Source organism: Catenulispora pinisilvae (assembly GCF_015356865.1).
Classification (GTDB): Bacteria; Actinomycetota; Actinomycetes; order Streptomycetales; family Catenulisporaceae; genus Catenulispora; species Catenulispora pinisilvae.
The window spans coordinates 1-19,758 of sequence record NZ_JAAFZA010000197.1 but is presented as its reverse complement, the minus strand read 5'-3'; the positions used below and the strand labels follow the sequence as shown (position 1 = coordinate 19,758).

The window sequence follows — 19,758 nt, the reverse complement described above, 5'->3', positions numbered from 1 at the left end:
GGTCGGGGTCGGGATGCGGGGGTTCAGGCGCCGGTGAATCAGTTTTCGGCGATTCATTGGCATCAGCATCGGCAACGGCATCGGCAACGGTGTTGGTGTCGGCATCGGTATCGGCGTTGGCGTTGGTGTCGATGTTGGCGTTGGTGTCGGCATCGATGTCGGCGTTGGCGTTGGCGTTGGTGTCGGTGTCGATGTTGGCGCTGGCCTCGGCGTCGGCGTTGGTGTCGGCGGTCATGCGCCCTCGCCCCCGCCCGCGCTGTCCGGCTCGGCATCGATATCGCGCGCCTCGGGCAACGCGTATCGCAGCAGCCGCACACTCCGGCTCCCCGCCGGCCGCTCCCCGGGATCGCGGTTCACATACGGCGCCAGCAGCTCCTCGATCCCGTCCTGGATCGCCGCCAGCTCCGCGGTGTCCACCACGACCCTGGTGTTCGCCACCCCGACGCCCTGCTCCCACTCGCCGTCCAGGCCGGGCTCGACGTCGGTCAGCCACTGCGCCAGCTGCGCCTGGCCGTGCGCCATCATCTCCCGGGCCAGGGCGCGGGCCGCGGTGTGCCGCTCGGCGTCGGCGGGGTCGCCGGGGAGGTCGAAGCGGAAGCCGCGCACCGCCGACTCCCAGCGCCGGGCCCGGCCGTCCGGGTGCGGCGCGCCGTCGCGGACCAGGCCGAAGCCGGCCAGGTGCCGCAGGTGCCAGCTGGCCGCGGACGGGCTGATCCCCACCCGGGGCGCCAGTTCCGTCGCGCTGGACGGTCCCTCCCGCCGCAGAATGTCCATGATCGCCAGCCGGGCCGGATGGGCCAGGGCCCGCATCATCCGGGGGTCGGTGACGATCAGATCGCCGAGTCGGTTGCGCTGCTCGCGCTCCGGAGCCATAGATGTGAAAGTATTGCTTCACATCTCCTGGCGTCAACGCCCGCAGCCCTTGATACCCGTGGCCCGTAAACCAGATGGCCCGCGACCGCCCCCGCACTAGGCTGGCCAGAATGCGCATTCTGATGTTGGGCGGCACCGGTTTCGTCGGCCGGGCCGTGGTCGAGGACGCCCTGTCCCGCGGCCATCACGTGACCGTATTCACCCGCGGCCGCTCCGGCGCCGCCTTGTTCCCGCAGGTCCCGCGCCTCGTCGGCGACCGCGACACCGATGACTACTCCGCGCTGGCGACCGGCAGCTGGGACGCGGTCGTGGACTCCTCGGCCTACGTGCCCCGACACGTCAACAAGGCGATGGACGCCCTCGGCGAGCGCGTCGGCCGCTACGTGTTCGTCTCCAGCCACGCCGTCTACGAACGCAGCGACGTCGGGCCCGGCTCGACCGAGGACACGCCGCGCCGCCCGCCGGTCCGCGACACCGAGGAGCTGTTCGAGGAGACCTACGGCCCGCTGAAAGTCGCGTGCGAGGACGACGTCCAGGCCCGCTTCGGCGAGTACGCGAGCATCGTGCGCCTGGGCAAGGTCGCCGGCCCCCACGACCCGCAGAACGGCCTGACCTACTACGTGCGCCGCGCCACCGGCGGCGGCCGCCTGGCCCTGCCGGGCCGCCCCGAGCAGCCGATCCAGGTCGTCGACTCCCGCGACGCCGCCCGGCTGATGGTGCGCCTGATCGAGGACGACCGCGGCGGCGCGTTCAACGCCGTCGGCCCCGGCACGCCGGTGACCCTGGCCGAGGTGATCCAGATCTGCGCGCGGGCCGCCGGAACCGAGGTGGAGATCGTGCCGGTGCCGGAGCAGAACGCGCAGGGCACGTTCTTCCCGCTGATCCGCGACGAGGACGAGTGGGACCGCATGCGGCGGGATCCGGCGCGCGCCGTGGCGGCGGGGATGCCCCAGACGCCGTTCGAGACCACGGTCGCCGATGTGCTGGCGTGGGATCGGGAGCGCGGGCTGCCGCCGCTGAAGTTCGGGTTCACCGAGGAGGAAGAGGCGAAGGCGCTGGCCGAGTACGAGGCTGAGGCTGAGGCCGGGTCAGCAGAAAGCAAGTAGCACTGGTCTCCGCACCGATCCCGGCACCGATCCCGGCAGCGGTCCCGGCGTCGATCCGCACGTTGATCGGCGCGTCGATCCCTGTGCCGGGCCCCGCGTTGTCCCCCGCTTCGGCCGTGGGACCCCTCATCTTGGCCGAGCTTTCGCCCGGTTTCCCACCGTTGTTCCCGCTGCCGTCGCGCCCCCGTCGCCGGAACGTCACGCCAGATCGATATCCGCAGGTGCGCAACCCATTTTTGCCTTTAATCAATTGGACTCCAGCACCGGACTCCCTTACAATCAAAGGCATACAGCCGATACGATCACAAGGATCCAAGGAGTCAACGATGAACTTCGCCTCGACCTACGAACTCGCCGCCGCCCACGCCCGTCTGGCCGAGCTCCACAAGCAGGCCGCCGACGCCCGCCTGGTGCGCCTGGCCAAGAAGGACCGCCGCCGCAAGGGCGCCTGAGCCCGGCCGACCCTGAGCTCAGCCGACAAAGACATCCAGTGGGGCCGCCCGTGATGGGCGGCCCCACTGGCGTTCAAAACCCTTAGACCGGTGCCCGGCCCCCACCTAGCATGCACGCCATGACTGCCGAGGTCCCCTACCGCCCGCTGCCGCTGGACCTCCCGGTCGGCTACGCCCACGGCCCTGATTCGGTGCGGCGGCCGCAGGTGCCGGCGGGCAGCACGGTCGAGTTCGAGTGGCGCGAGAGCTCGGTCTATCCGGGGACGTCGCGCAAGTTCTGGGTCCACGTGCCGGCCGGATACGACCCCGCACACCCGCGGCCGGCGAACCTGATGGTGTTCCTGGACGGCTGGTGGTACCTCGACCCGGCCGGGGATGTCCGTGGCGGCATCGTGCTGGACAACCTGGTCCACGCCGGCGACATCCCGATGACCGTCGGCGTGTTCGTGGATCCGGGCGTGTTCGAGGGCGCGGCGCGGCCGAAGAACCGCAACGTGGAGTACGACGCCTTCGACGAACGCCTGGTGACGTTCCTGACCACCGAGATCGTCCCGCAGGTCGCGGCGCGCTATCGGCTCGCCGAGGACCCCGAGCGCTGGGGCATCTGCGGCGGCAGCGCGGGCGGCGACGGCGCGTTCACGGCCGCGTGGCTGCGGCCGGACCGGTTCCGCCGGGTGATCTGCTACCTGGCCAGCTTCGTGCAGATGCCGGGCGGCAATCCCTATCCGGCGCTGATCCCGGCAGCCGAACGCAAGCCGCTGCGGATCTTCATGCAGGCCGGGCACCGCGATCTCAACTGGGATCAGCCGACCCGCAACTGGCTGGCGGAGAATCTGCGGACGGCCGCGGCGCTGGCCGAGGCGGGCTACGACTTCCGGCTGGTGCTCGGCGACGGCGCCCACAGCCCGAATCACGGCGGGGTGCTGCTGCCGGACGCGTTGCGGTGGGTGTGGCGGCCGGACGGGGACTGATCGCGCCGCCGTCGCCGCCGGCCCGGGTACGGCTCCGAAATCCAGGTGCAGCTCCGAAGCCCGGGCACGGCTCCGACACCACGGCTCCGACACCAAGGCACCGCTCCGAAGCCACCGCGCCGAAGCTACCGACCTGTCGCCCCGACCGCGCGGGAGTCACCGGCGATCCCGCGCGGCGGTGCGAACAGCAGGTGGTAGGGCCGGGCGCCGGGGAAGTCGGCGGTGGCCACGTAGTCCGGGGCGGTGCGGGCGGCGGCGGCCAGGAGCAGGTCGCGGGCCTGTTCGGCGGTCAGGGGGCGGATGCCGGTGGCGGCGTAGAGGTCGGCGCGGATGGTGTCGATGTCCGGTTCTGATTCGCGCAGGTTCTGCTCGGTGGTCGCCAGCGGGAAGCCGTGGCCGGCTTCGTGCCAGAAGCCCAGGGCGATGAAGATCCCCAGCGCCTCGGCCAGGTCTTCGGCGATCAGGGTGCCGCAGCCCTCGGAGTCGGTGAACAGGACCGGGCGGCGGGCCTGGTCGGGGCCGCCGACCAGGTAGTACGTGCCGCCGGTGCCGTCGGCGGCGATCGGCGTCAGCGGCAGGCCGGACGGGACGGCCAGGCGTTCGAGCGGGTCGCGGCGGGTGATGTCGAAGTCGGCGACCAGATCCAGCGCCCGGGCGATGTCCGGCCGGGCTTCGAGCAGCCGCAGGAGTCGTTCGCCCGGGTCGGTGTTCGGCATCGTGGGCCCGTTCCTCCTACGCTGTGACGTCGCTGTCAGCTTGAAAGTACCTGAGCCGCGCGCGCTGCCGAGGCGGTATTTCTGCCCTCCCGGTGCCGCGGCCCGCACGACGCGGTTCCTTTCAGTCCGCTGATTCCGGCTGCCGCCCGACCACCACCGTCGCCTCAAGCTCCTGGTCCTGCGTTATCCACGCCTTGAGCCCGGCCTGCCCGAACGCCGCCAGCATCGTCTCGGCCTGCACCTCGCTGGTCTCGATCAGCAGATGCCCGCGCGGAGCCAGCCACCGCGGCGCCCCGGCCGCGATCCGCCGGTGCACCGCCAGCCCGTCGGCGCCGCCGTCCAGACTGGCCAGCGGCTCGAAGTCCCGGGCCTCGGCGGGCAGCGTCGCGATGGCGTCGGTCGGCACATACGGCGCGTTCACCACCAGCAGGTCCACACTCCCCCGCAGCCGCTGCGGCAGCGCCTCGTACAAATCGCCTTCATGGACGTGGCCGCGGCCGCCGAGGTTCTGCCGCGCGTAGGCCAGCTGCGCGGCGTCGAGGTCGGCGGCGTGCACCTCGACGTTCGCCAGCCGCGAGGCCAACACCGTCGCGAACGGCGCCGACCCGCAGCACAGGTCGACGGCCACCCGCGCGCAGCGGCCGAGTTCCACGGCGAGCTCGACCAGGTATTCGGAGCGCCGCCGGGGCACGAACACCCCGGGCCCGACCGCGATCCGCCGCCCGCAGAACTCGGCCCAGCCCACCACGTGCTCCAGCGGCTCGCCGGCGCAGCGCCGCCGTACCAGCGTCTCCAGCAGCCGCGAAGGCTCGGTGGCGTTCTTCACGGCCGACGCCAACAGTTCCGCCTCGTCCTCGGCGAACACACAGCCGGCGGCGCGCAGCCGGGTGACGACATCTTCGTTCATGATCACGTTCTCAGTGGGGGGTGAACACCCCGGACAGCGCGTACGCGGGCGACTTGTCAAGATGTTGACGCCCGAGGTCGTAGCGCTCCGTGGTGGAGGAGTTGGCATGTCCCATATACACCTGGATGTCGCGCAGCGGCACCCCGGCGTCCAGCAACAGCGTCGTGCACGCGTGCCGCAGCGAATGCGGACTGATCTTCTTGTCGATCCCGGCGGCCCGGGCGCAGCTCTCGACGATCCACTCGACCTGGTAGCGGGTCAGGCGCACGCCGTCGGGCCCGACGAACACCGGACCGGAGTCGGCGCCGCCGCGTTCGACCAGCCACGTGTCCAGACACCCGGCGGCCGGCGGCGCGATCGCCTGGTCCTGTTCCTCCCCGCCCTTGCGCCGCAGCCGCACCACCCGGTGGCCGCGCTGGGTGGACAGATCCGACACGTCGATCCCGCACAGCTCCGAGACGCGCAGCCCTTGGTAGAGCAGGATCGCGACGACCGCCTCGTCCCGGGCTCCGCGCGCGGCCGCGGCCGTCAGCAGCGCCTGCGACTCGTCCCGGTCCGGGCCCAGGGTCTGCGATTTACGCGAGACCTTCGGCAGGTGCAGCGCCTTGTCCTTGGCCGGGACCGGGGTGTGATCGGTATAGCCGGAGTCCAGGGCGTAGAGATAGAAGTTCCGCACGGCGCTGATCTTGCGCGCCAGGGTGGCCGGGCGCGCGCCGGCGTCGTTGACCAGGTGCACGGTCCAGGCGTCGACGTGCGCGCGGATCGCGTCGAAGGGGTCGGCGTCGAACAGCGCGCACCAGGCGAACCACTGCTTCAGGTCGACGGCGTAGGCCGAGGCCGTCGTCGGTTTGTAGGTGAGCAGGAACAGGGACGCGACTTGTTCCGCGGTGGGGCCGGGGCCCCCGGGCCCGGCGGCGGCCAGCGCGCCGGGCACCACGGAGACGACGACGGCCGAGCCCGGCTCGGGACGCTCCGGCCCGGGAAGCTCCGGTTCGCTCACTTCGCTTCGCGCGCCTGCCGCCACGCCGCGACGGCCTCGTCCGCGTCGACCCGCGGGATCACCACCGACGGGCCGGGCTGCGGGGTGCGCCGCGCGGCGTCGGAGCGTTCGTCGTAGTCCTCGATCGCGGTCCGCAGCGCGGCCTCGGAGCCGGCCGGCCGCTCGCCGACCAGGCCCTTGCGAAGGTCCTGGGCCTCGCGCCGCAGCGCCAGCGGCAACGGCAGCGCGTGGGCGCCGACGCGCTCGGCCGCGACCTTCTGCGTGATCCACCAGTCTTCGCGATACGGCTGACCGTCGCCGGGCAACGGCTTGCCGACCAGGGGGTTGTCTTCGAACGCTCCGGCCTTCTCGGCGTCGTTGACCTGCTTGTCGATGCCGGAGGCGAATCGCTCTTGCCAGGTGCTCATACCCCATTATCGCAAAAGGGTTACGGGCTCATCGCAGGGAGGTGTCGCCGAGCCCGGTGGCCAGGGTGCGCAGCAGGTCGGCCAGGGTGCCCTTGGCGTCGGCGTCCAGTGCGGCCAGCAGCCGCCGCTCGTTGGCGACGTGCTTGGGCATCAGGTCCTCGATCAGCTCCAGCCCGGCCGGGGTGAGCCGGATCCGGACGCCGCGCCGGTCGCCGGGATCGCGCAGCCGCCGCACCAATCCCTTGGCCTCCATGCGGTCCGCGCGGTTGGTGATGGCGCCGGAGGTCACCATCGCGGTCTTCAGCAGCGCACCGGGCGAAAGCTCGTAGGGCGCGCCGGAGCGGCGCAGCGTGGCCAGCACGTCGAACTCCCAGAACTCCAGGCCGTGGCCGGCGAAGAAGTCCTTGAGCTCGCGATCCAGCAGCCGTGACAGCCGGCTGATGCGCCCGACGATGCCCATCGGCGCGGCGTCCAACTCCGGGCGTTCCCGGGCCCACATCGCGATGATCGCGTCCACCGCGTCGGTGTCGCTGTCGCTACCGGTGTCGCTGTCGCTGTCGCTGTCGGTGTGGGTGTCGCTGTCGGTGTGGGTGTCGGCCATCGGGCCCGCTCCTTTCGCGTGGATGACGAAGATCGCACCGGGAGGGAATGTGCTAGCTTCCTCTCAGCGTTGACAGTCTCAACATTAAGAGAAGTCGGCGGGGAAAACCAGGGGAGAGTTCCGATGACCGCCAGCACGACCGCCTCGCCCGCCGCGCCGAGCGCCGCGCAGACCCGCACCCACCCCACCGGCACCGCCCGCGACCTGCTGCTGTCGGTCATCGCCCCGGCCAGTTGGGGCACCACCTACGTCGTCACCTCCGAACTGCTCCCCGATCACCGGCCGATGCTCGCCGCGACGATGCGGGCGCTGCCGGCCGGGCTGATCCTGCTGGCGTTCGTCCGGCGGCTGCCGAAGGGCAGTTGGTGGTGGAAGACCGCGGTGCTGGGCACCTTGAACTTCGGGGCCTTCTTCCCCCTGCTGTTCTTCGCCGCCTACCGGCTGCCCGGCGGCCTGGCCTCCACCCTGGGCTCGGTGCAGCCGCTGCTGGTCGCCGGCTTCAGCATCCTGATCCTGCGGCAGCGGCCGCACAGCGCCGTGCTGGGCGCGGCGGTCGTGGGCACCGTCGGCGTGGCCCTGATGACGCTGACCGGCAAGGCCCGCCTGGACCCGCTCGGCGTGCTGGCGATGCTGGTGGCCACCGCGCTGATGGCGCTGGCGGTGGTCCTGGGCCGCAAGTGGGGCCGCCCGGAAGGCGCCACGCCGATGGTGCTGGCGACCTGGCAGCTGGTGTTCGGCGGCCTGCTGCTGCTGCCGATGACGCTGGCCTCCGAGGGACTGCCGGACACGCTGAGCGCCAAGAACCTCGCCGGGTTCGCCTACATCGGCGTCGTCGGCACCGCCGTCGCCTACACCCTGTGGTTCCGCGGCATCGAACGGCTGGCGCCGACCTCGCTGTCGCTGCTGAGCCTGGCCAACCCGATGGTGGCCACGGTCGCCGGGTTCGTGGTGCTGCACCAGTCGCTGACGGCTCCGCAGGCCGCGGGGTTCGCGGTGGCGCTGGGGGCGCTGGTCACCGGGCAGGTGCTGGCCTCGCGCCGGCGCTGAGCGGCCCGGCCGAAGGGTTCCGGAGAGGTCCATAGGGTTCCGGGGGGTCCGGAGGGTTCCGGAGCAAGGCCGGGCGAACAGCCCGAGCCAGAGCCCGGATCAAATCGTCGGCCGCCCCACTCTGGCTGGGCGGCCGACGGCGCCCTAGGGTGGAGCCCACATAGTTACCGACCGGTAGTAAGAAAGGCGGGCGCATGGCCGACCCGACCGCGGGCAAGCCCCTGGACCTGGTGCTGTTCGGCGCCACCGGCTTCACCGGAGCCCTGGTCGCCGACTACCTCGCCGAGCACGCCCCGACCGGCACGCGCTGGGCGCTGGCCGGGCGGTCGGCGGCGAAACTGCGGGCCGTGCGGGACCGGCTGGCCGCGGGCCGGCCGGAGCTGAAGGACCTGCCGCTGCTGATCGCCGACGCCGGCGACCGCGTGTCGCTGCGCGAGCTGGCCGAGCGGACCCGGGTCGTGATCAGCACCGTCGGGCCCTACCTGCACCACGGCGAGCCGCTGGTCGCCGCGTGCGCCGAAGCCGGCTGCGACTATGTGGACCTGACCGGCGAACCGGAGTTCGTCGACGCCATGTACCTCAAGTACCACGCCCGGGCCGTCCAGACCGGCGCGCGCCTGGTGCACTGCTGCGGCTTCGACAGCATCCCGAGCGACCTCGGCGTCCTGTACACGATGCGCGAGCTCGGGGCGCAGAGCGGGCCGGTGCGGGTGTCAGGGTTCATCCGGGCCCGGGGCACGTTCTCCGGCGGGACGCTGGCCTCGGCGATGATGGCGATGTCCCGGCCCAAGGCGATGGCCCGCACCGCCAAGGCCCGCCGCGCCGCCGAGCCGAAGCAGCCGGGCCGGCGGTTCGGGGTGCTGGCCGGGCCGCCGCGGCACGACAAGACCGCGCACGCCTGGGTGACGCCGCTGCCGGTGATCGACAACCAGGTGGTGCTGCGCAGTGCCGCCGCGCTGCCGGAGTACGGGCCCGACTTCCGCTACGGCCACTTCGCCGCCGCGCGCCGACTGCCGATCGCGCTGTCAGGGCTGGCCGCGATGGCCGCGTTGGCGGTGGCCGCGCAGGCCAGGCCGCTGCGACAGGCGGTCGGCAAGACTGTCAAGCCGGGACAGGGCCCGGATGCGGCCCGGCGCGCCGCGAGCTGGTTCACGCTGCGGCTGCGCGCCGAGGCCGGTGGACGCACCCTGATCACCGAGGTCTCCGGCGGCGACCCCGGCTACGGCGAGACCGCGAAGATGCTGTCGGAATCGGCGCTGTGCCTGGCCTTCGACGACCTGCCGAAGACCGCCGGGCAGTTGACCACGGCCGCCGCGATGGGCGACGCACTGATCGAGCGGCTGACGCGGGCCGGGATCAGCTTCCGGACGCTGACGGCGCCGCCGAGCGGTTCGCCCGGGCCGGTGGCTGGGCCGCGGCGCTGAGCGGATGTATGGCCGGCGCGCTGAGCGAATGCGTGGCCTTGGCCGGGGCACCCGCGCCCCGGTCGGCCGTCGCCTATCTCGCTTGTCTCGCCGATCGCGCCACCAGAGCCGTCCAGCCCTTACTCGTCGGCGCTGGCCCAGCCCTGCAACACGCCCCGGCCCAGCTCGTGGCCGCGCATCATGAAGTGCAGCACCGCGGGCGTGGTGTCCGGGGTGACGCCGAGGTCCCGGACCGACTCCACGTCCAGGGCGTGGACCGCGAAGAAGTAGCGGTGCCGGCCGGTTCCGGGCGGCGGGCCGAAGCCCACGTACTGGTGCATCCCGATCTCGTTCGGGACGTGGAACGCCGAGCCGGGCAGCGCGTCGTCGCCGAGGCCGACGCCGGCCGGCAGTTCGGTGGTGTCGGCCGGCAGGTCGGCCAGGCCCCAGTGCCAGAACCCGGACGGGATCGGGGCGTCGGGGTCGAACATCGTCACCGAGATGCTCTTCGTGCCCTCCGGCACCGGGCCCCAGGACAGCTGCGGGGAGATCTCCCGGCCGCCGGGGACCTCGAAGATCGCCGAGCCGTGCTCGGGTGCCAGGCGTTCCCCGGCCTTGAATTCCGAGGAGGCCACCGCGAATGACGGCACCTTCTCTGAGGTGTCATAGGGGGACGACACGCGCACCACTCCCGTCCAACCACATCGTCGACTATTGATGGATCGTGCGACCCTCCCCAACCCTACAGAAGGGCGACCGGCTGCCATGACCACCGCCGGAGTGCACTACCGCGTCATCCGCTCCCAGCTCACCGAACTGGCCGCGGGCCTCACCGCCGAACAGGCCGGCACCGCCGTGCCCGCGCTGCCGGGCTGGAGCATCCAGGACACCTACGCCCACCTGGCCGGGATCAGCGACTGCTTCGTCACCGGCAGCCCGGCCCGCCCGGACGACCCGGCCTGGACCGCCGAACACGTCGCGACCCGCCGGGACCGCACCCTGGCCGAGATCTGCGCCGAATGGACCGCCAACAGCCCCACCGCCGAGGCGGTCCTGGACGACCCGGCCGGGCGGCGCACCGTGTTCGCCGTGTTCGACGCCTTCCACCACGGCCACGACATCCGCGGCGCGCTCGGCCGGCGCGAGGCCCGCGACACGCCCGAGGCCGCGTTCGTGGCGACCCTGATGACCAAGTTCAAACGCGGCGGCTGGGCGCAGGCCGGGCACCCGCCGGTCCAGCTGGCGTGCGAGGCCGGCAGCTGGCGGCTCGGCCCGGCCGAGGCCGAGCCGGTCGCGGCGCTGACCACCTCCGACTTCGAACTCTCCCGGATCATCGTCGGCCGGCGCTCGCGGGCGCAGATGCTCGCCGCCGGCTGGAGCGGCGACCCGGAGCCGATCGTGGACCTGCTGCCGGCGTTCGGGCCGCCCGTGACCGACCTCACCGAGTAGCCACGCCGACGCCGCACCGCCGCGGTGCCTAAAATCAAGCCACACGCCGCGCCCGGCCTGGCACCGCCCCGCCCCCGCACCAGGAGTCGCCCCTTGGCCACCTTCGAGTCCCTGATGGATCTGCTCGAACTGGAGAGGATCGAGGACGACCTGTTCCGCGGCGCCTCCCCCGACACCGACGTGCAGCGCGTGTTCGGCGGACAGGTCCTGGGCCAGGCCCTGTCCGCGGCCACCGCCACCGTCGAGCCGGACCGCAGCGTGCACTCCCTGCACGGCTACTTCCTGCTGCCCGGCGACCCGGCCGCGCCGATCGTCTACGAGGTCGACCGCTCCCGCACCGGCCGCTCGTTCTCCACCCGCCGGGTCGTGGCCCGCCAGCACGGCCGCAACATCTTCGTCATGTCGGCCTCCTACCAGATCCCCGAGCCCGGCCTGGACCACGCCGACCCGCGCCCGGACGCCCCCGAGCCCGAGGCGCTGCCGGCGATCCCGCCCAGCCCCGCCGACGACGGCGAGGACGCGCTGTGGAACATCCTGTACCGGCGCTGGACCGCCTTCGACATCCGCCGGGTCCCGGACACCGGCCCGGAACGGCGCCAGGTGTGGCTGCGCACCTCCGCGCCGCTGCCGGACGACCCGCACCTGCACACCGCGGTCCTGGCCTACGTCTCGGACCTCACCTTGCTGTCCACCACCTTGATCCGGCACAAGCTGCTGCCGCACAAGGAGGTGCAGATCGCCTCGCTGGACCACGCGATCTGGTTCCACCGCCCGGCCCGCGCCGACGAGTGGCTGCTCTACGACCAGGCCTCCCCCTCGGCCTCCGGCGCCCGCGGCCTGGCCACCGGGCGGCTGTTCACGCGCGAGGGGGCGCTGATCGCGACCGTCGTGCAGGAAGGGCTGCTCCGGGTCCACCCCGCACCCTGAGCCGTCTTCGCATCGTCTTTCCATCGTCTTTGCGTCGTCTTTGAGCCGCCACCGGACCGAACCGCCGGCCGGCACATACCCCCTAAGGGGATCCGCTAGTCTCGACGGCGTCCCACCGACCCGCCGCCCGAAGAAGAATGAGGTCAGCGCGCAGATGTCCGTGTACCAGGCGGCGAAGTTCATCGTCGAACCCCTCGTGAAGCTGGTCTACCGGCCCCGGGTCGAGGGCCTGGAGAACATCCCCGCGACCGGCGGCGCCATTCTGGCGGCCAACCACCTGTCGTTCTCAGACTCCTTCTTCATCCCGGTCGTGGTGCCCCGGCACGTCACGTTCATCGCCAAGGCGGAGTACTTCAACACCACCGGCCTGAAGGGCATGTGGAACAAGTACTTCTACGCCCGCTTCGCCGGCGCGGTGCCGGTGGACCGCTCCGGCACCCGCAACGCCACCCAGGCGGCGCTGGAGGGCGCGGTGGCGGTGGTGGAGGCCGGGGGGCTGTTCGGCATCTACCCGGAGGGCACCCGCTCCCCTGACGGCAGGCTGTACCGGGGACGTACCGGGATCGCGGAGATCGCGTTGCGTTCGGGGGCGCCGATCATCCCGATCGGGATCGTCGGGACCGATCGGGTGCAGCCGCCGGGCAAGAAGCTGCCGCGGCTGAGCCGGGTGACGCTGCGGATCGGGGCGCCGTTGGATCTGACCGAGGCCAAGGCGCTGGGCAAGCCGGCGCTGGTGCGGCGGGCGATCACGGACGAGGTGATCGAGGAGATCCAGAAGCTGTCGGGGCAGGAGTACCGGCCCGTCTACGCCTCGGACGTGAAGGAAGGCAAGGCGGCGGCTTAGCCGCCGGGACAAGCCCGAAGGGCCGGTACGCGCGGATTCGCGCGTACCGGCCCTTGCAGCGTGTTGACTACGCCGTGGCCGACTACCCCGTGGCCGACTACGCCGCCTGACTCAGGCGGTGGCCACGCCTCCGGCGTCCCCGCCGGGCTGCACCGAGATCGCCCCGGACAGCACTGCCTGCGCCTCGGGGTGGCCGGCGGCCGCGGCGGCCTCGAACCACGGCAGCGCCGCTTCGGGCTTGCCGCTCTGCTGGAGCAGCACCGCCGAGTTCCACATCGCCGGCACGTGTCCGGCGTTGGCGGCGGCCAGGAACAGCCGCTCGGCGTCGATCAGGGCGCCGGTCTGGGCGGCGACCACGCCCAGGGCATAGGCGCCGGAGGGGTCGCCGGCGCTCATGGCGCGCTGGAACGCCTCGGCGGCGCCCTGCTGGTCGCCGGTGGCCAGCAGCACCTGGCCGTAGACGACCTCGGCGCCGGGGGCGTCGGACTCGCGGCCGCGCTCGGCGGCGGCCAGCGCCTCCTGGACCTCGCCGCGGGCCAGGGACAGCAGGGCGAAGTTGACCTGCGCGTGCCCGTCGCCGTCCTCGGCGCCGAGCCGGAAGCACTCCATGGCCTCCTCGACCTCGCCCTGCATCAGCAGCACGTTGCCCAGGTTGTTGACCGCGCGGACCTCGCCGGCCTGGACCGCCTTGCGGTACCACTCGGCGGCCTGGGCCAGGTCGCCGCGGCGCTGGGCCAGCACGCCGATGTTCGCCATCGCCGAGCCGACCTCGGCCTCGGCGCCGCGCCGGTACCAGAACTCGGCCTCGGCCGGGTTGTCCCAGTGGTTCATCCGGCCCAGGTTCACCGCGGCCTCCGAGGAACCCAGCGCGACCGCCTGGCTGAGCCAGGCCACCGCCGCGTCGTTCTCGCCGCGCACCGCCAGCAACGTGCCCAGGTTGTTCGCCGCCTCGGCCTCGCCGAGCTCGGCCGCCGCCGCGTACCAGCGCACCGCCTGGTCGAAGTCGTCACGGGCCTGATACACCAGGCCCAGTCCGAACATCGCCGCCCGGCCGCCGCCGGCGGCGGCCGGGGCGAAGACCTTCTCGGCCCCCGCCAGGTCCCCGGCCTCGAACGCCACGAACCCCGCGGCCACCACCGGGTCGGCGTCGAACGCCGCCGACGGTGCCTGCGTCTCCAGCTCCGTCACCGCATCGGCGCCACCGACCTGGAGCCCGTCGGCCTCATCCGCCCCGCCGATCTGCTGCTCTACCTCGGCCACGCTTGCCTCTCCCAATTTCGAGCCCGTTCCGAGCCATGTCCCCACCCGGCGACCCTCGCCGAGGACCCACCAAAGAAAAAATCACACCGGCCGACAACCGGCACGACAACGGGAGTATCCGGCACTACCCCCGCCGCACGCCAGTCACCACACCGGATCATCTTCGGACCGAGGCCCCCGCGAGACCTACGAAACCGGCCCGCGGCCCTTCGGCGGGACCGGTTTCCAGGCCTCTGGCGGACCCGCGGCCACCGGCGAGTCACACCTCGGACACCGGCCGGACCCTTAGGGGAAACCCCGACTTCACACCCGGCGGGAGCCGGTGCCCGCCGAGGCGCGCCGAACCTCTGCGCGCCCCCTCCGAGGCGCCCCGAACCAGCGTCCTGACCTGCGTGATCACCCCGCAAGAGTGCCAACTTGTCGTGTCGCGCGCCGGGGGCCCTTCGGTCGTGGATGATATGCGCATGCGTTCCCCCGTCATGCTCCGAGGCCGCCTGTGCCGCCTGGAGCCCATGCGACCGGACCACATCGAAGGCCTGCTGTTCGCGGCCACCGCCGACCGGTCCACTTACGACTTCACCTACGTGCCGCGCGACCACGACGCAGTCGTGCGGTATGTGACGCTGGCGGCCTCGGACTTCGCCGCCGGGGTCGCCGTCCCGTTCACCACCTTCGCGATCGACCCGCTGACCGGCCAGGAACGCATCGTGGGCACCTCGCGCCTGCGAGAACTCGAGTACTGGCGGGCCGGGGTGTGGCCGCCGCGGCACGGGCACGTCAACCCCGACGGCCGCCCGGACGCCGCCGAGATCGGCTCCACCTGGCTGCACCCGTCGGCCCAGCGCACCGGGATCAACACCGAGGCCAAGCTGATGATGCTCACCTACGCCTTCCAGACCTGGGACGTGCACCGGGTCAGCCTGAAGACCGACGTGCGCAACACCCGCAGCCGGGCCGCGATCAGCGCCCTGGGCGCGCAGTTCGAGGGCATCAAGCGCGCGCACTTCCCGGCCGCCGACGGCGGCGTGCGCGACAGCGCCCTGTTCTCGATCGTCCGCGCCGAGTGGCCGGCGGCCAAGGCCAACCTGGAGGCCCGGCTCCAGCGCTACCTGGACCGCGCCGCCACCGCGGCCCTGGAGCCGGTGCTGGAGACCCCGCCGCCGGCCGTGGTGACCGTGGAGCCGCACCTGGTGGAGCCGCTGCCGGACAGCGGCGCCGAGACCGCCCCGGCGGTGCAGGTAGTACAGGCGCCAGCCTTCCCGGCGGCTTAAGGCTCGACTTAGAGCTCGACACACCAGCGACACCACCGGCGAGCCTCACAGAGGCTGGCACTCAACTCGCAGAGCGCGGTACCCGACTCACAAAGGCCGGTACCCGACTCACAGAGGCTGGTACCCGACCACCGACCACCCATCCGGCCCGGTCACCGAGAACCGCACCTCATGCGGACCGGTGACCGGGCCGGCGACGTCGTAGCCGGCCGCGCTCAGCCGCTCGGCAGTGGCGGCCGCGTCGGCGACCTTCACCATCACCTGCGCCGCGCCCGAGGACTCGGCGCCGGAGGCCAGCGCCAGCCGCGCGCCGCCCAAGTCGAACTGGGCCCAGCGCTCGCCGTCCACGAACGTCGGCTCGATCCCCAGCACCGCGACCAGGAACTGCACGCCGTCGGCCAGCCGCGCCGCCGGGAACACCGAGGCCAAGCCCAAAGCCTTCCCGCCGGCCCGCTCGCCGGCCTTCGCGCCTGCCCGCTCGTCAGCCTGCTCGTCCGCCACCGGACACCCTCCCTTTTCTGACGGTGCGTCAGATTAGCCGCACCGGCCTCATTTCGGTAGCCACGAAATATGCGGCGCCACGTAGATCCAGCCCACGAACGTCACGCTGTCGATCAGCCCGTGCGCCACCACCAGCGGCATCACCCGGCCCCAGCGCCGGTAGGCCCGGCAGAAGATCAGGCCCATGACGAAGTTCCCGACGAACCCGCCGAAACCCTGATAAAGGTGATACGACCCGCGCACCAGCGAGGACATGATCTCCGAGCGGGTCCGGGAGAACCCCAGCTGCTCGAACCGGCGCAGCAGGTAGCCCAGGACCACGACCTCCTCGGTGACCCCGTTGCGGAACGCGTCCAGCACCAGGATCGGCACCCGCCACCACACGTCCGGCAGCGTGGTCGGGATCACGGTCGCGTTGAGGTTCATCGCGTGCGCGACCACGTACAACGCCAGCCCGGCCCCGCCGATCCCGGCCGCGACCACGGCCCCGCGGGCCCAGTCCCGCCAGCGGCCGGCGAAGTCGAACCCGAGCGTGCGCAGCGAGGCGTTCTCCCGCATCAGCAGATACGCCACCAGCGCCACGATCACGACGCTGAACCCCAGATCCAGCACCTGATACGTGAAGTCCAGCCACGGCCGCGGCGACTCCGAGGCGTTCAGCCCGGCCGCCTGCTTGTTCAGCGCCTGCTTCGCGGTCAGCTTGGCGATGATCGACACGAACGAGTACACCGCGGACTGGCCGAACGACAGGGCCAGCACCACCAGCACCTCGAACCGCAGCAGCGTCCGCCACCGCGCCTCCGGCACCGGCCCGCCCCCCATGGGCACCACACCCTCGTCCACCACCGCCACGCCGGCTCCTCACCCTCGTCCACCGCCCGGACACCGTTCGCCGCCCGGCACTGCCGTAACGCATCATCGCAGCCGAAGCGCTCAACGGTCCGGCGGCGGGGTCGGTACGGCCGGTGACATCGGGTGACGTCGGTGGACCCGCCGTCACCGGCGTCCAGCACTGAGCTACCTTCCGGTAACAAAGTGAACGCGGCGCCAGATAAACCCCGGCGCTCCCTTGTCCGCGGGTTCACGGCCGAACTACTGTTCCGCAACAGCGGGACAAAACCCTCGGACACGCCCCTTGACCAGGGGAAGCGACGAAAGGCAGAGGTCGGATGGACCGGCGGCGGAACACGGATGCGGACGCGGGCTCAGCCCGGCGCCCACGTGTGCGCCGAAGCAGCTCGGCCCAGGCGCCACGTGTGTGCCGAAACGACTCAGCCCAGCGGCCACGTATGCGCCGGAGCACCGGACAACATCAGATCCGAATACTCGATCGTCAACCGCTCCAACGCCGACGCCCGATCCAGCCCCTCGGCATCCACCAGCCGATGGAACTCCCCGGACAACCACGTCGCCCCGTTACGACCGGTCCGGCAACGACCCTCGATGATCCCCAAGAACTCGTCCCGGTCATGCCGATCGATCCCCAGCGCGTCCAGACCACGACGCGCCGTCGGCAACAACTCCGACAACACCAGCTCTCGCACCGAAACCGGACCGCTATAGCGATCCCGACGCCACTCCAACTCCGCGGCCAGACCGAAACGCGCCGCGTTGTGCAGATTCCGCGCGGCGTCGGCGAACGCCAGATGACCCCACACCGGATCGGGATCCTCCATCATCGCCTTCACACAGCCATAGAAGAACGCGGCGTTCGCCAACACATCGACCACCGTCGGCCCGGCCGGCAACACCCGGTTCTCCACCCGCAGATGCGGCTTACCCCGAGCCACGTCATACACCGGCCGATTCCACCGATACACAGTGCCGTTGTGCAACCGCAGCTCCGGCAGATGCGGAATCCCCCCCTCGGCCAACACCTTCTCCGGATCCTCATCGGAGCACACCGGCAGCAAAGCCGTGAAATACCGCAGATTCTCCTCGAACAGATCCAGCGGCGAGGAAATCCAACGCTCCCCGAACCACACCCGCGGCCGCACCCCCTGCGCCGCCAACTCCTCCACCCGGAAATCGGTCGCCTGCTCGAACAACGGGATCCGGGTCTCCGCCCACAACTCCCGACCGAACAAGAACGGCGAATTCGCCCCCAACGCCACCTGCACCCCGGCAATCGCCTGCGCCGCGTTCCACGCCCCGGCGAACGTCTCCGGCGACACCTGCAGATGGAACTGCACCGAGGTATTACAGGCCTCCGGCATGATCGAGGCGAACGTGGTGCGCAACCGCTCCACACCATCGATCTGCACCAGGAAATCCTCGCCCCGCACCTGCACGATCTCGTCGTTCAACAAGAAATAGCGATCCTCGTCCGAGAAGTTCTCGACGATCATGTGCGCCTCGTCCAACGTCGGCAGAATCCCGATCATCAGGATCCGGGCACCGGCGGCGCGCGCCTGGCGATCGGCATAGGCCAGCGACGTCCGCAGCTCCTCGGCCAACTCGGAGAACACCGTCCCCACCAGCTTGTGCGGGGCGATGTTCACCTCCAGGTTGAACTGGCCCAGCTCGGTCTGGAAATCACGGCTGGCGATCCGCGAGAGCACGTCCTGGTTCACCATCACCGGCCGGCCGGTCGGACCGACCAGGTCCAGCTCCAGCTCCACCCCCATCAGGGTGCGACCGCGTTCGAACCGGTCCTCGGCGAGCATGCGGCGGAACACCTCGAAGCCCGCGCGCAGCCGTTCCCGGAACCGCGTCCGATCGGCCCCGGTGAACTCGGTCGCGACCACACGCTCGCCCACAGGCGCGCCCCTTTGCCATCTCCGCCCGCGGCACCTACGCGGGACGCCCACCACACCATCCGGCCGACACTCCAACTCAGATTACTGTCGGACATTCACCGACGAAAGGGATCGTGACCCCCCGTGGCAGGCAGGCATCGGTCCTTTGAGGGCCCCGGCAACACCCCCGGCGGCCGGGGCGGCGGCTCCGGCGGATCGTCGTTCCCCACCGGGCTCGTCGCCCTGGGAGCGGCGATCGTGCTCGCGGCCGGCGGCGGATACGTGCTCTACACCAATAAGCACACCTCCGGCACCGGCAGCACGAGCGTCCACACCGCACCGGCCTCCGGCCCGTCCTGCAAGACGCCGACCACGCTGAACGTCGACGCCAATCCCGACGTCTACACCGCGGTCAAGGCCGTCGCCGACGGCATGACCGACCCCTGCCTGCACGTCAACGTCACCAGCGCCGAAGCCTCCGCGGTCGAGGCGTTCCTGACCGGCACCGCCAAGGGTGGGGACGTCACCAGCGCCCCGGACGTGTGGATCCCGGACAGCAGTATGTGGCTCGATCTGGCCCACACCGCTGGCGTGAAGTCGCTGGCCGCCGACCCGACGCCGATCGCCACCAGCCCGCTGGTGATCGGGATGCCCAAACCGGTCGCCGCCGCCAACGGCTGGCCCGCCAAGCCGTTCGGCTGGTCGGACCTGCTCGCCAACTTCAAGAGCACCAAACTCCAGACCGCCGTGCCCGACCCGACCACCTCAGGACCCGGACTCGCCGCGATCACCATGCTGCGCTCGGCCGTGCTCGCCCCGGCCGGCACCGACAAGACCCAGCAGCAACAAGCCCTGCAGAACCTCACCCAGGTCTACCGCCTCATGAGCACCACAGTCTCCAGCTCCATGACCTCGCTGCTCGCCGACCTGCCGACCAAGGGCGCCACCGCCGCCGGCTCCGGCGGCATCGCCGCCTTCCCCGCCACCGAACAGAAGATCGCCGCCTACAACGCCGGCAGCCCGGCCACCCCGCTGGTCGCGCTCTACCCGGCCGACCCCGGCCTGGGCACGATGATGATGGACTACCCCTACACCATCAGCTCCGGCCTCGACGCCACCCACGCCAAGGCCGCGGCCGACTTCCAGACCCTCCTGCACAGCGCCGCCGGCATCAGCACCCTGCAAAAGGCCGGATTCCGCGACCCGAAGGGCGCCGCCGCCGGCCCGCTCACCGCCGCCAACGGCGTCAACCCCGCCGTCCCGGCCCCTGTCTCTTATACACAGC

Annotated in this window: 21 protein-coding genes and 1 pseudogene; 10 read left to right on the top strand and 12 right to left on the bottom strand. The window is 71.6% G+C overall.

The window, feature by feature from the left end; translation table 11 throughout:
• Together IZR01_RS36990 and IZR01_RS36985 are read right to left on the bottom strand one after the other, a co-directional pair.
• Window positions 1–235 (bottom strand): annotated as a pseudogene (locus IZR01_RS36990) (hypothetical protein); the annotation flags it as partial.
• Window positions 232–873, bottom strand: a complete 642-nt coding sequence (locus IZR01_RS36985) for an ArsR/SmtB family transcription factor (protein WP_194926555.1) — start codon at window positions 871–873, stop codon at window positions 232–234. The pseudogene IZR01_RS36990 and the gene IZR01_RS36985, both read right to left, overlap by 4 nt.
• Window positions 874–983: 110 nt before the next feature.
• Here IZR01_RS36985 and IZR01_RS36980 point away from each other — a divergent pair, with 110 nt between their 5' ends.
• The 3 genes from IZR01_RS36980 to IZR01_RS36975 all read left to right on the top strand — a co-directional run bounded on the left by IZR01_RS36980 (window position 984) and on the right by IZR01_RS36975 (window position 3,402).
• Window positions 984–1,979: an NAD-dependent epimerase/dehydratase family protein gene (locus IZR01_RS36980; protein ID WP_194926554.1), complete on the top strand. Its 996-nt coding sequence runs from the start codon at window positions 984–986 to the stop codon at window positions 1,977–1,979.
• A 326-nt stretch (window positions 1,980–2,305) separates the two neighbouring features.
• Complete coding sequence (locus IZR01_RS52645; RefSeq protein WP_267254947.1) at window positions 2,306–2,431, top strand: hypothetical protein; 126 nt, start codon at window positions 2,306–2,308, stop codon at window positions 2,429–2,431.
• Window positions 2,432–2,550: 119 nt separating this feature from the next.
• A complete protein-coding gene (locus tag IZR01_RS36975; protein ID WP_194926553.1) occupies window positions 2,551–3,402 on the top strand; it encodes an alpha/beta hydrolase in 852 nt (283 codons plus the stop codon).
• 125 nt (window positions 3,403–3,527) lie between these two features.
• On the opposite strand, the gene IZR01_RS36970 is transcribed toward IZR01_RS36975, so the two are convergent.
• The 5 genes from IZR01_RS36970 to IZR01_RS36950 form a co-directional block, all read right to left on the bottom strand.
• Complete coding sequence (locus IZR01_RS36970; protein ID WP_194926552.1) at window positions 3,528–4,118, bottom strand: hypothetical protein; 591 nt, start codon at window positions 4,116–4,118, stop codon at window positions 3,528–3,530.
• 121 nt (window positions 4,119–4,239) lie between these two features.
• Window positions 4,240–5,025, bottom strand: a complete 786-nt coding sequence (locus tag IZR01_RS36965; protein WP_194926551.1) for a putative protein N(5)-glutamine methyltransferase — start codon at window positions 5,023–5,025, stop codon at window positions 4,240–4,242.
• A gap of 10 nt (window positions 5,026–5,035) precedes the next feature.
• Window positions 5,036–6,025: a tyrosine-type recombinase/integrase gene (locus IZR01_RS36960; RefSeq protein WP_194898126.1), complete on the bottom strand. Its 990-nt coding sequence runs from the start codon at window positions 6,023–6,025 to the stop codon at window positions 5,036–5,038.
• Complete coding sequence (locus tag IZR01_RS36955; RefSeq protein ID WP_194898125.1) at window positions 6,022–6,432, bottom strand: DnaJ family domain-containing protein; 411 nt, start codon at window positions 6,430–6,432, stop codon at window positions 6,022–6,024. The genes IZR01_RS36960 and IZR01_RS36955 overlap by 4 nt, the downstream gene beginning before the upstream one ends.
• A 28-nt stretch (window positions 6,433–6,460) precedes the next feature.
• The gene (locus IZR01_RS36950) at window positions 6,461–6,931 is read right to left on the bottom strand and encodes a MarR family winged helix-turn-helix transcriptional regulator (RefSeq protein ID WP_194898133.1); all 471 of its coding nucleotides are present in this window, start codon (window positions 6,929–6,931) and stop codon (window positions 6,461–6,463) included.
• A 225-nt stretch (window positions 6,932–7,156) separates the two neighbouring features.
• Here IZR01_RS36950 and IZR01_RS36945 point away from each other — a divergent pair, with 225 nt between their 5' ends.
• Together IZR01_RS36945 and IZR01_RS36940 are read left to right on the top strand one after the other, a co-directional pair.
• The gene (locus IZR01_RS36945) at window positions 7,157–8,080 is read left to right on the top strand and encodes an EamA family transporter (protein WP_194898124.1); all 924 of its coding nucleotides are present in this window, start codon (window positions 7,157–7,159) and stop codon (window positions 8,078–8,080) included.
• A 194-nt stretch (window positions 8,081–8,274) separates the two neighbouring features.
• Window positions 8,275–9,504, top strand: a complete 1,230-nt coding sequence (locus IZR01_RS36940; protein ID WP_194898123.1) for a saccharopine dehydrogenase family protein — start codon at window positions 8,275–8,277, stop codon at window positions 9,502–9,504.
• Between the two features lie 119 nt (window positions 9,505–9,623).
• Here IZR01_RS36940 and IZR01_RS36935 read toward each other — a convergent pair whose 3' ends face one another.
• Window positions 9,624–10,169, bottom strand: a complete 546-nt coding sequence (locus tag IZR01_RS36935; protein WP_194926550.1) for a YbhB/YbcL family Raf kinase inhibitor-like protein — start codon at window positions 10,167–10,169, stop codon at window positions 9,624–9,626.
• 79 nt (window positions 10,170–10,248) lie between these two features.
• On the opposite strand from IZR01_RS36935, the gene IZR01_RS36930 reads away from it, so the two are divergent.
• The 3 genes from IZR01_RS36930 to IZR01_RS36920 all read left to right on the top strand — a co-directional run bounded on the left by IZR01_RS36930 (window position 10,249) and on the right by IZR01_RS36920 (window position 12,703).
• On the top strand, window positions 10,249–10,932 hold the full coding sequence (locus tag IZR01_RS36930) for a maleylpyruvate isomerase N-terminal domain-containing protein (protein WP_194898121.1): 684 nt from the start codon (window positions 10,249–10,251) through the stop codon (window positions 10,930–10,932).
• A 114-nt stretch (window positions 10,933–11,046) separates the two neighbouring features.
• On the top strand, window positions 11,047–11,859 hold the full coding sequence (locus tag IZR01_RS36925) for an acyl-CoA thioesterase (protein WP_369125508.1): 813 nt from the start codon (window positions 11,047–11,049) through the stop codon (window positions 11,857–11,859).
• Window positions 11,860–12,013: 154 nt separating this feature from the next.
• Complete coding sequence (locus tag IZR01_RS36920) at window positions 12,014–12,703, top strand: lysophospholipid acyltransferase family protein (RefSeq protein WP_194926548.1); 690 nt, start codon at window positions 12,014–12,016, stop codon at window positions 12,701–12,703.
• A 111-nt stretch (window positions 12,704–12,814) separates the two neighbouring features.
• Here the strand turns inward: IZR01_RS36920 and IZR01_RS36915 are convergent, their stop codons facing one another.
• Window positions 12,815–13,963, bottom strand: a complete 1,149-nt coding sequence (locus IZR01_RS36915; protein ID WP_194899315.1) for a tetratricopeptide repeat protein — start codon at window positions 13,961–13,963, stop codon at window positions 12,815–12,817.
• A gap of 464 nt (window positions 13,964–14,427) precedes the next feature.
• Between IZR01_RS36915 and IZR01_RS36910 the strand changes: the two genes are divergently transcribed.
• Window positions 14,428–15,234 carry a GNAT family N-acetyltransferase gene (locus IZR01_RS36910; protein ID WP_194899316.1) on the top strand — a complete coding sequence of 269 codons (807 nt, stop codon included), beginning with the start codon at window positions 14,428–14,430 and terminating at the stop codon, window positions 15,232–15,234.
• 108 nt (window positions 15,235–15,342) lie between these two features.
• On the opposite strand, the gene IZR01_RS36905 is transcribed toward IZR01_RS36910, so the two are convergent.
• The 3 genes from IZR01_RS36905 to IZR01_RS36895 all read right to left on the bottom strand — a co-directional run bounded on the left by IZR01_RS36905 (window position 15,343) and on the right by IZR01_RS36895 (window position 18,494).
• Complete coding sequence (locus IZR01_RS36905) at window positions 15,343–15,735, bottom strand: VOC family protein (protein WP_323747207.1); 393 nt, start codon at window positions 15,733–15,735, stop codon at window positions 15,343–15,345.
• Between the two features lie 48 nt (window positions 15,736–15,783).
• Window positions 15,784–16,587: a CPBP family intramembrane glutamic endopeptidase gene (locus IZR01_RS36900; protein WP_212011152.1), complete on the bottom strand. Its 804-nt coding sequence runs from the start codon at window positions 16,585–16,587 to the stop codon at window positions 15,784–15,786.
• A gap of 419 nt (window positions 16,588–17,006) precedes the next feature.
• Entirely contained in the window at window positions 17,007–18,494 is a 1,488-nt protein-coding gene (locus tag IZR01_RS36895; RefSeq protein WP_194899317.1) for a glutamate-cysteine ligase family protein, read from the bottom strand.
• Between the two features lie 123 nt (window positions 18,495–18,617).
• On the opposite strand from IZR01_RS36895, the gene IZR01_RS36890 reads away from it, so the two are divergent.
• A partial coding sequence (locus IZR01_RS36890) for a substrate-binding domain-containing protein (protein WP_194926547.1) occupies window positions 18,618–19,758 on the top strand: 1,141 nt, incomplete at its 3' end.

Excerpts from the sequence above, each read along its gene's own strand:
- IZR01_RS36925 (WP_369125508.1), top strand. The coding sequence starts at position 11,047 with ATGGATCTGCTCGAACTGGAGAGGATCGAGGACGACCTGTTCCGCGGC.
- IZR01_RS36975 (WP_194926553.1), top strand. The coding sequence starts at position 2,551 with ATGACTGCCGAGGTCCCCTACCGCCCGCTGCCGCTGGACCTCCCGGTC.
- IZR01_RS36940 (WP_194898123.1), top strand. The coding sequence starts at position 8,275 with ATGGCCGACCCGACCGCGGGCAAGCCCCTGGACCTGGTGCTGTTCGGC.
- IZR01_RS36955 (WP_194898125.1), bottom strand. The coding sequence starts at position 6,432 with ATGAGCACCTGGCAAGAGCGATTCGCCTCCGGCATCGACAAGCAGGTC.
- IZR01_RS36945 (WP_194898124.1), top strand. The coding sequence starts at position 7,157 with ATGACCGCCAGCACGACCGCCTCGCCCGCCGCGCCGAGCGCCGCGCAG.
- IZR01_RS36910 (WP_194899316.1), top strand. The coding sequence starts at position 14,428 with ATGCGTTCCCCCGTCATGCTCCGAGGCCGCCTGTGCCGCCTGGAGCCC.
- IZR01_RS36920 (WP_194926548.1), top strand. The coding sequence starts at position 12,014 with ATGTCCGTGTACCAGGCGGCGAAGTTCATCGTCGAACCCCTCGTGAAG.
- IZR01_RS36970 (WP_194926552.1), bottom strand. The coding sequence starts at position 4,118 with ATGCCGAACACCGACCCGGGCGAACGACTCCTGCGGCTGCTCGAAGCC.
- IZR01_RS36980 (WP_194926554.1), top strand. The coding sequence starts at position 984 with ATGCGCATTCTGATGTTGGGCGGCACCGGTTTCGTCGGCCGGGCCGTG.
- IZR01_RS52645 (WP_267254947.1), top strand. The coding sequence starts at position 2,306 with ATGAACTTCGCCTCGACCTACGAACTCGCCGCCGCCCACGCCCGTCTG.
- IZR01_RS36965 (WP_194926551.1), bottom strand. The coding sequence starts at position 5,025 with ATGAACGAAGATGTCGTCACCCGGCTGCGCGCCGCCGGCTGTGTGTTC.
- IZR01_RS36985 (WP_194926555.1), bottom strand. The coding sequence starts at position 873 with ATGGCTCCGGAGCGCGAGCAGCGCAACCGACTCGGCGATCTGATCGTC.
- IZR01_RS36930 (WP_194898121.1), top strand. The coding sequence starts at position 10,249 with ATGACCACCGCCGGAGTGCACTACCGCGTCATCCGCTCCCAGCTCACC.
- IZR01_RS36950 (WP_194898133.1), bottom strand. The coding sequence starts at position 6,931 with ATGTGGGCCCGGGAACGCCCGGAGTTGGACGCCGCGCCGATGGGCATC.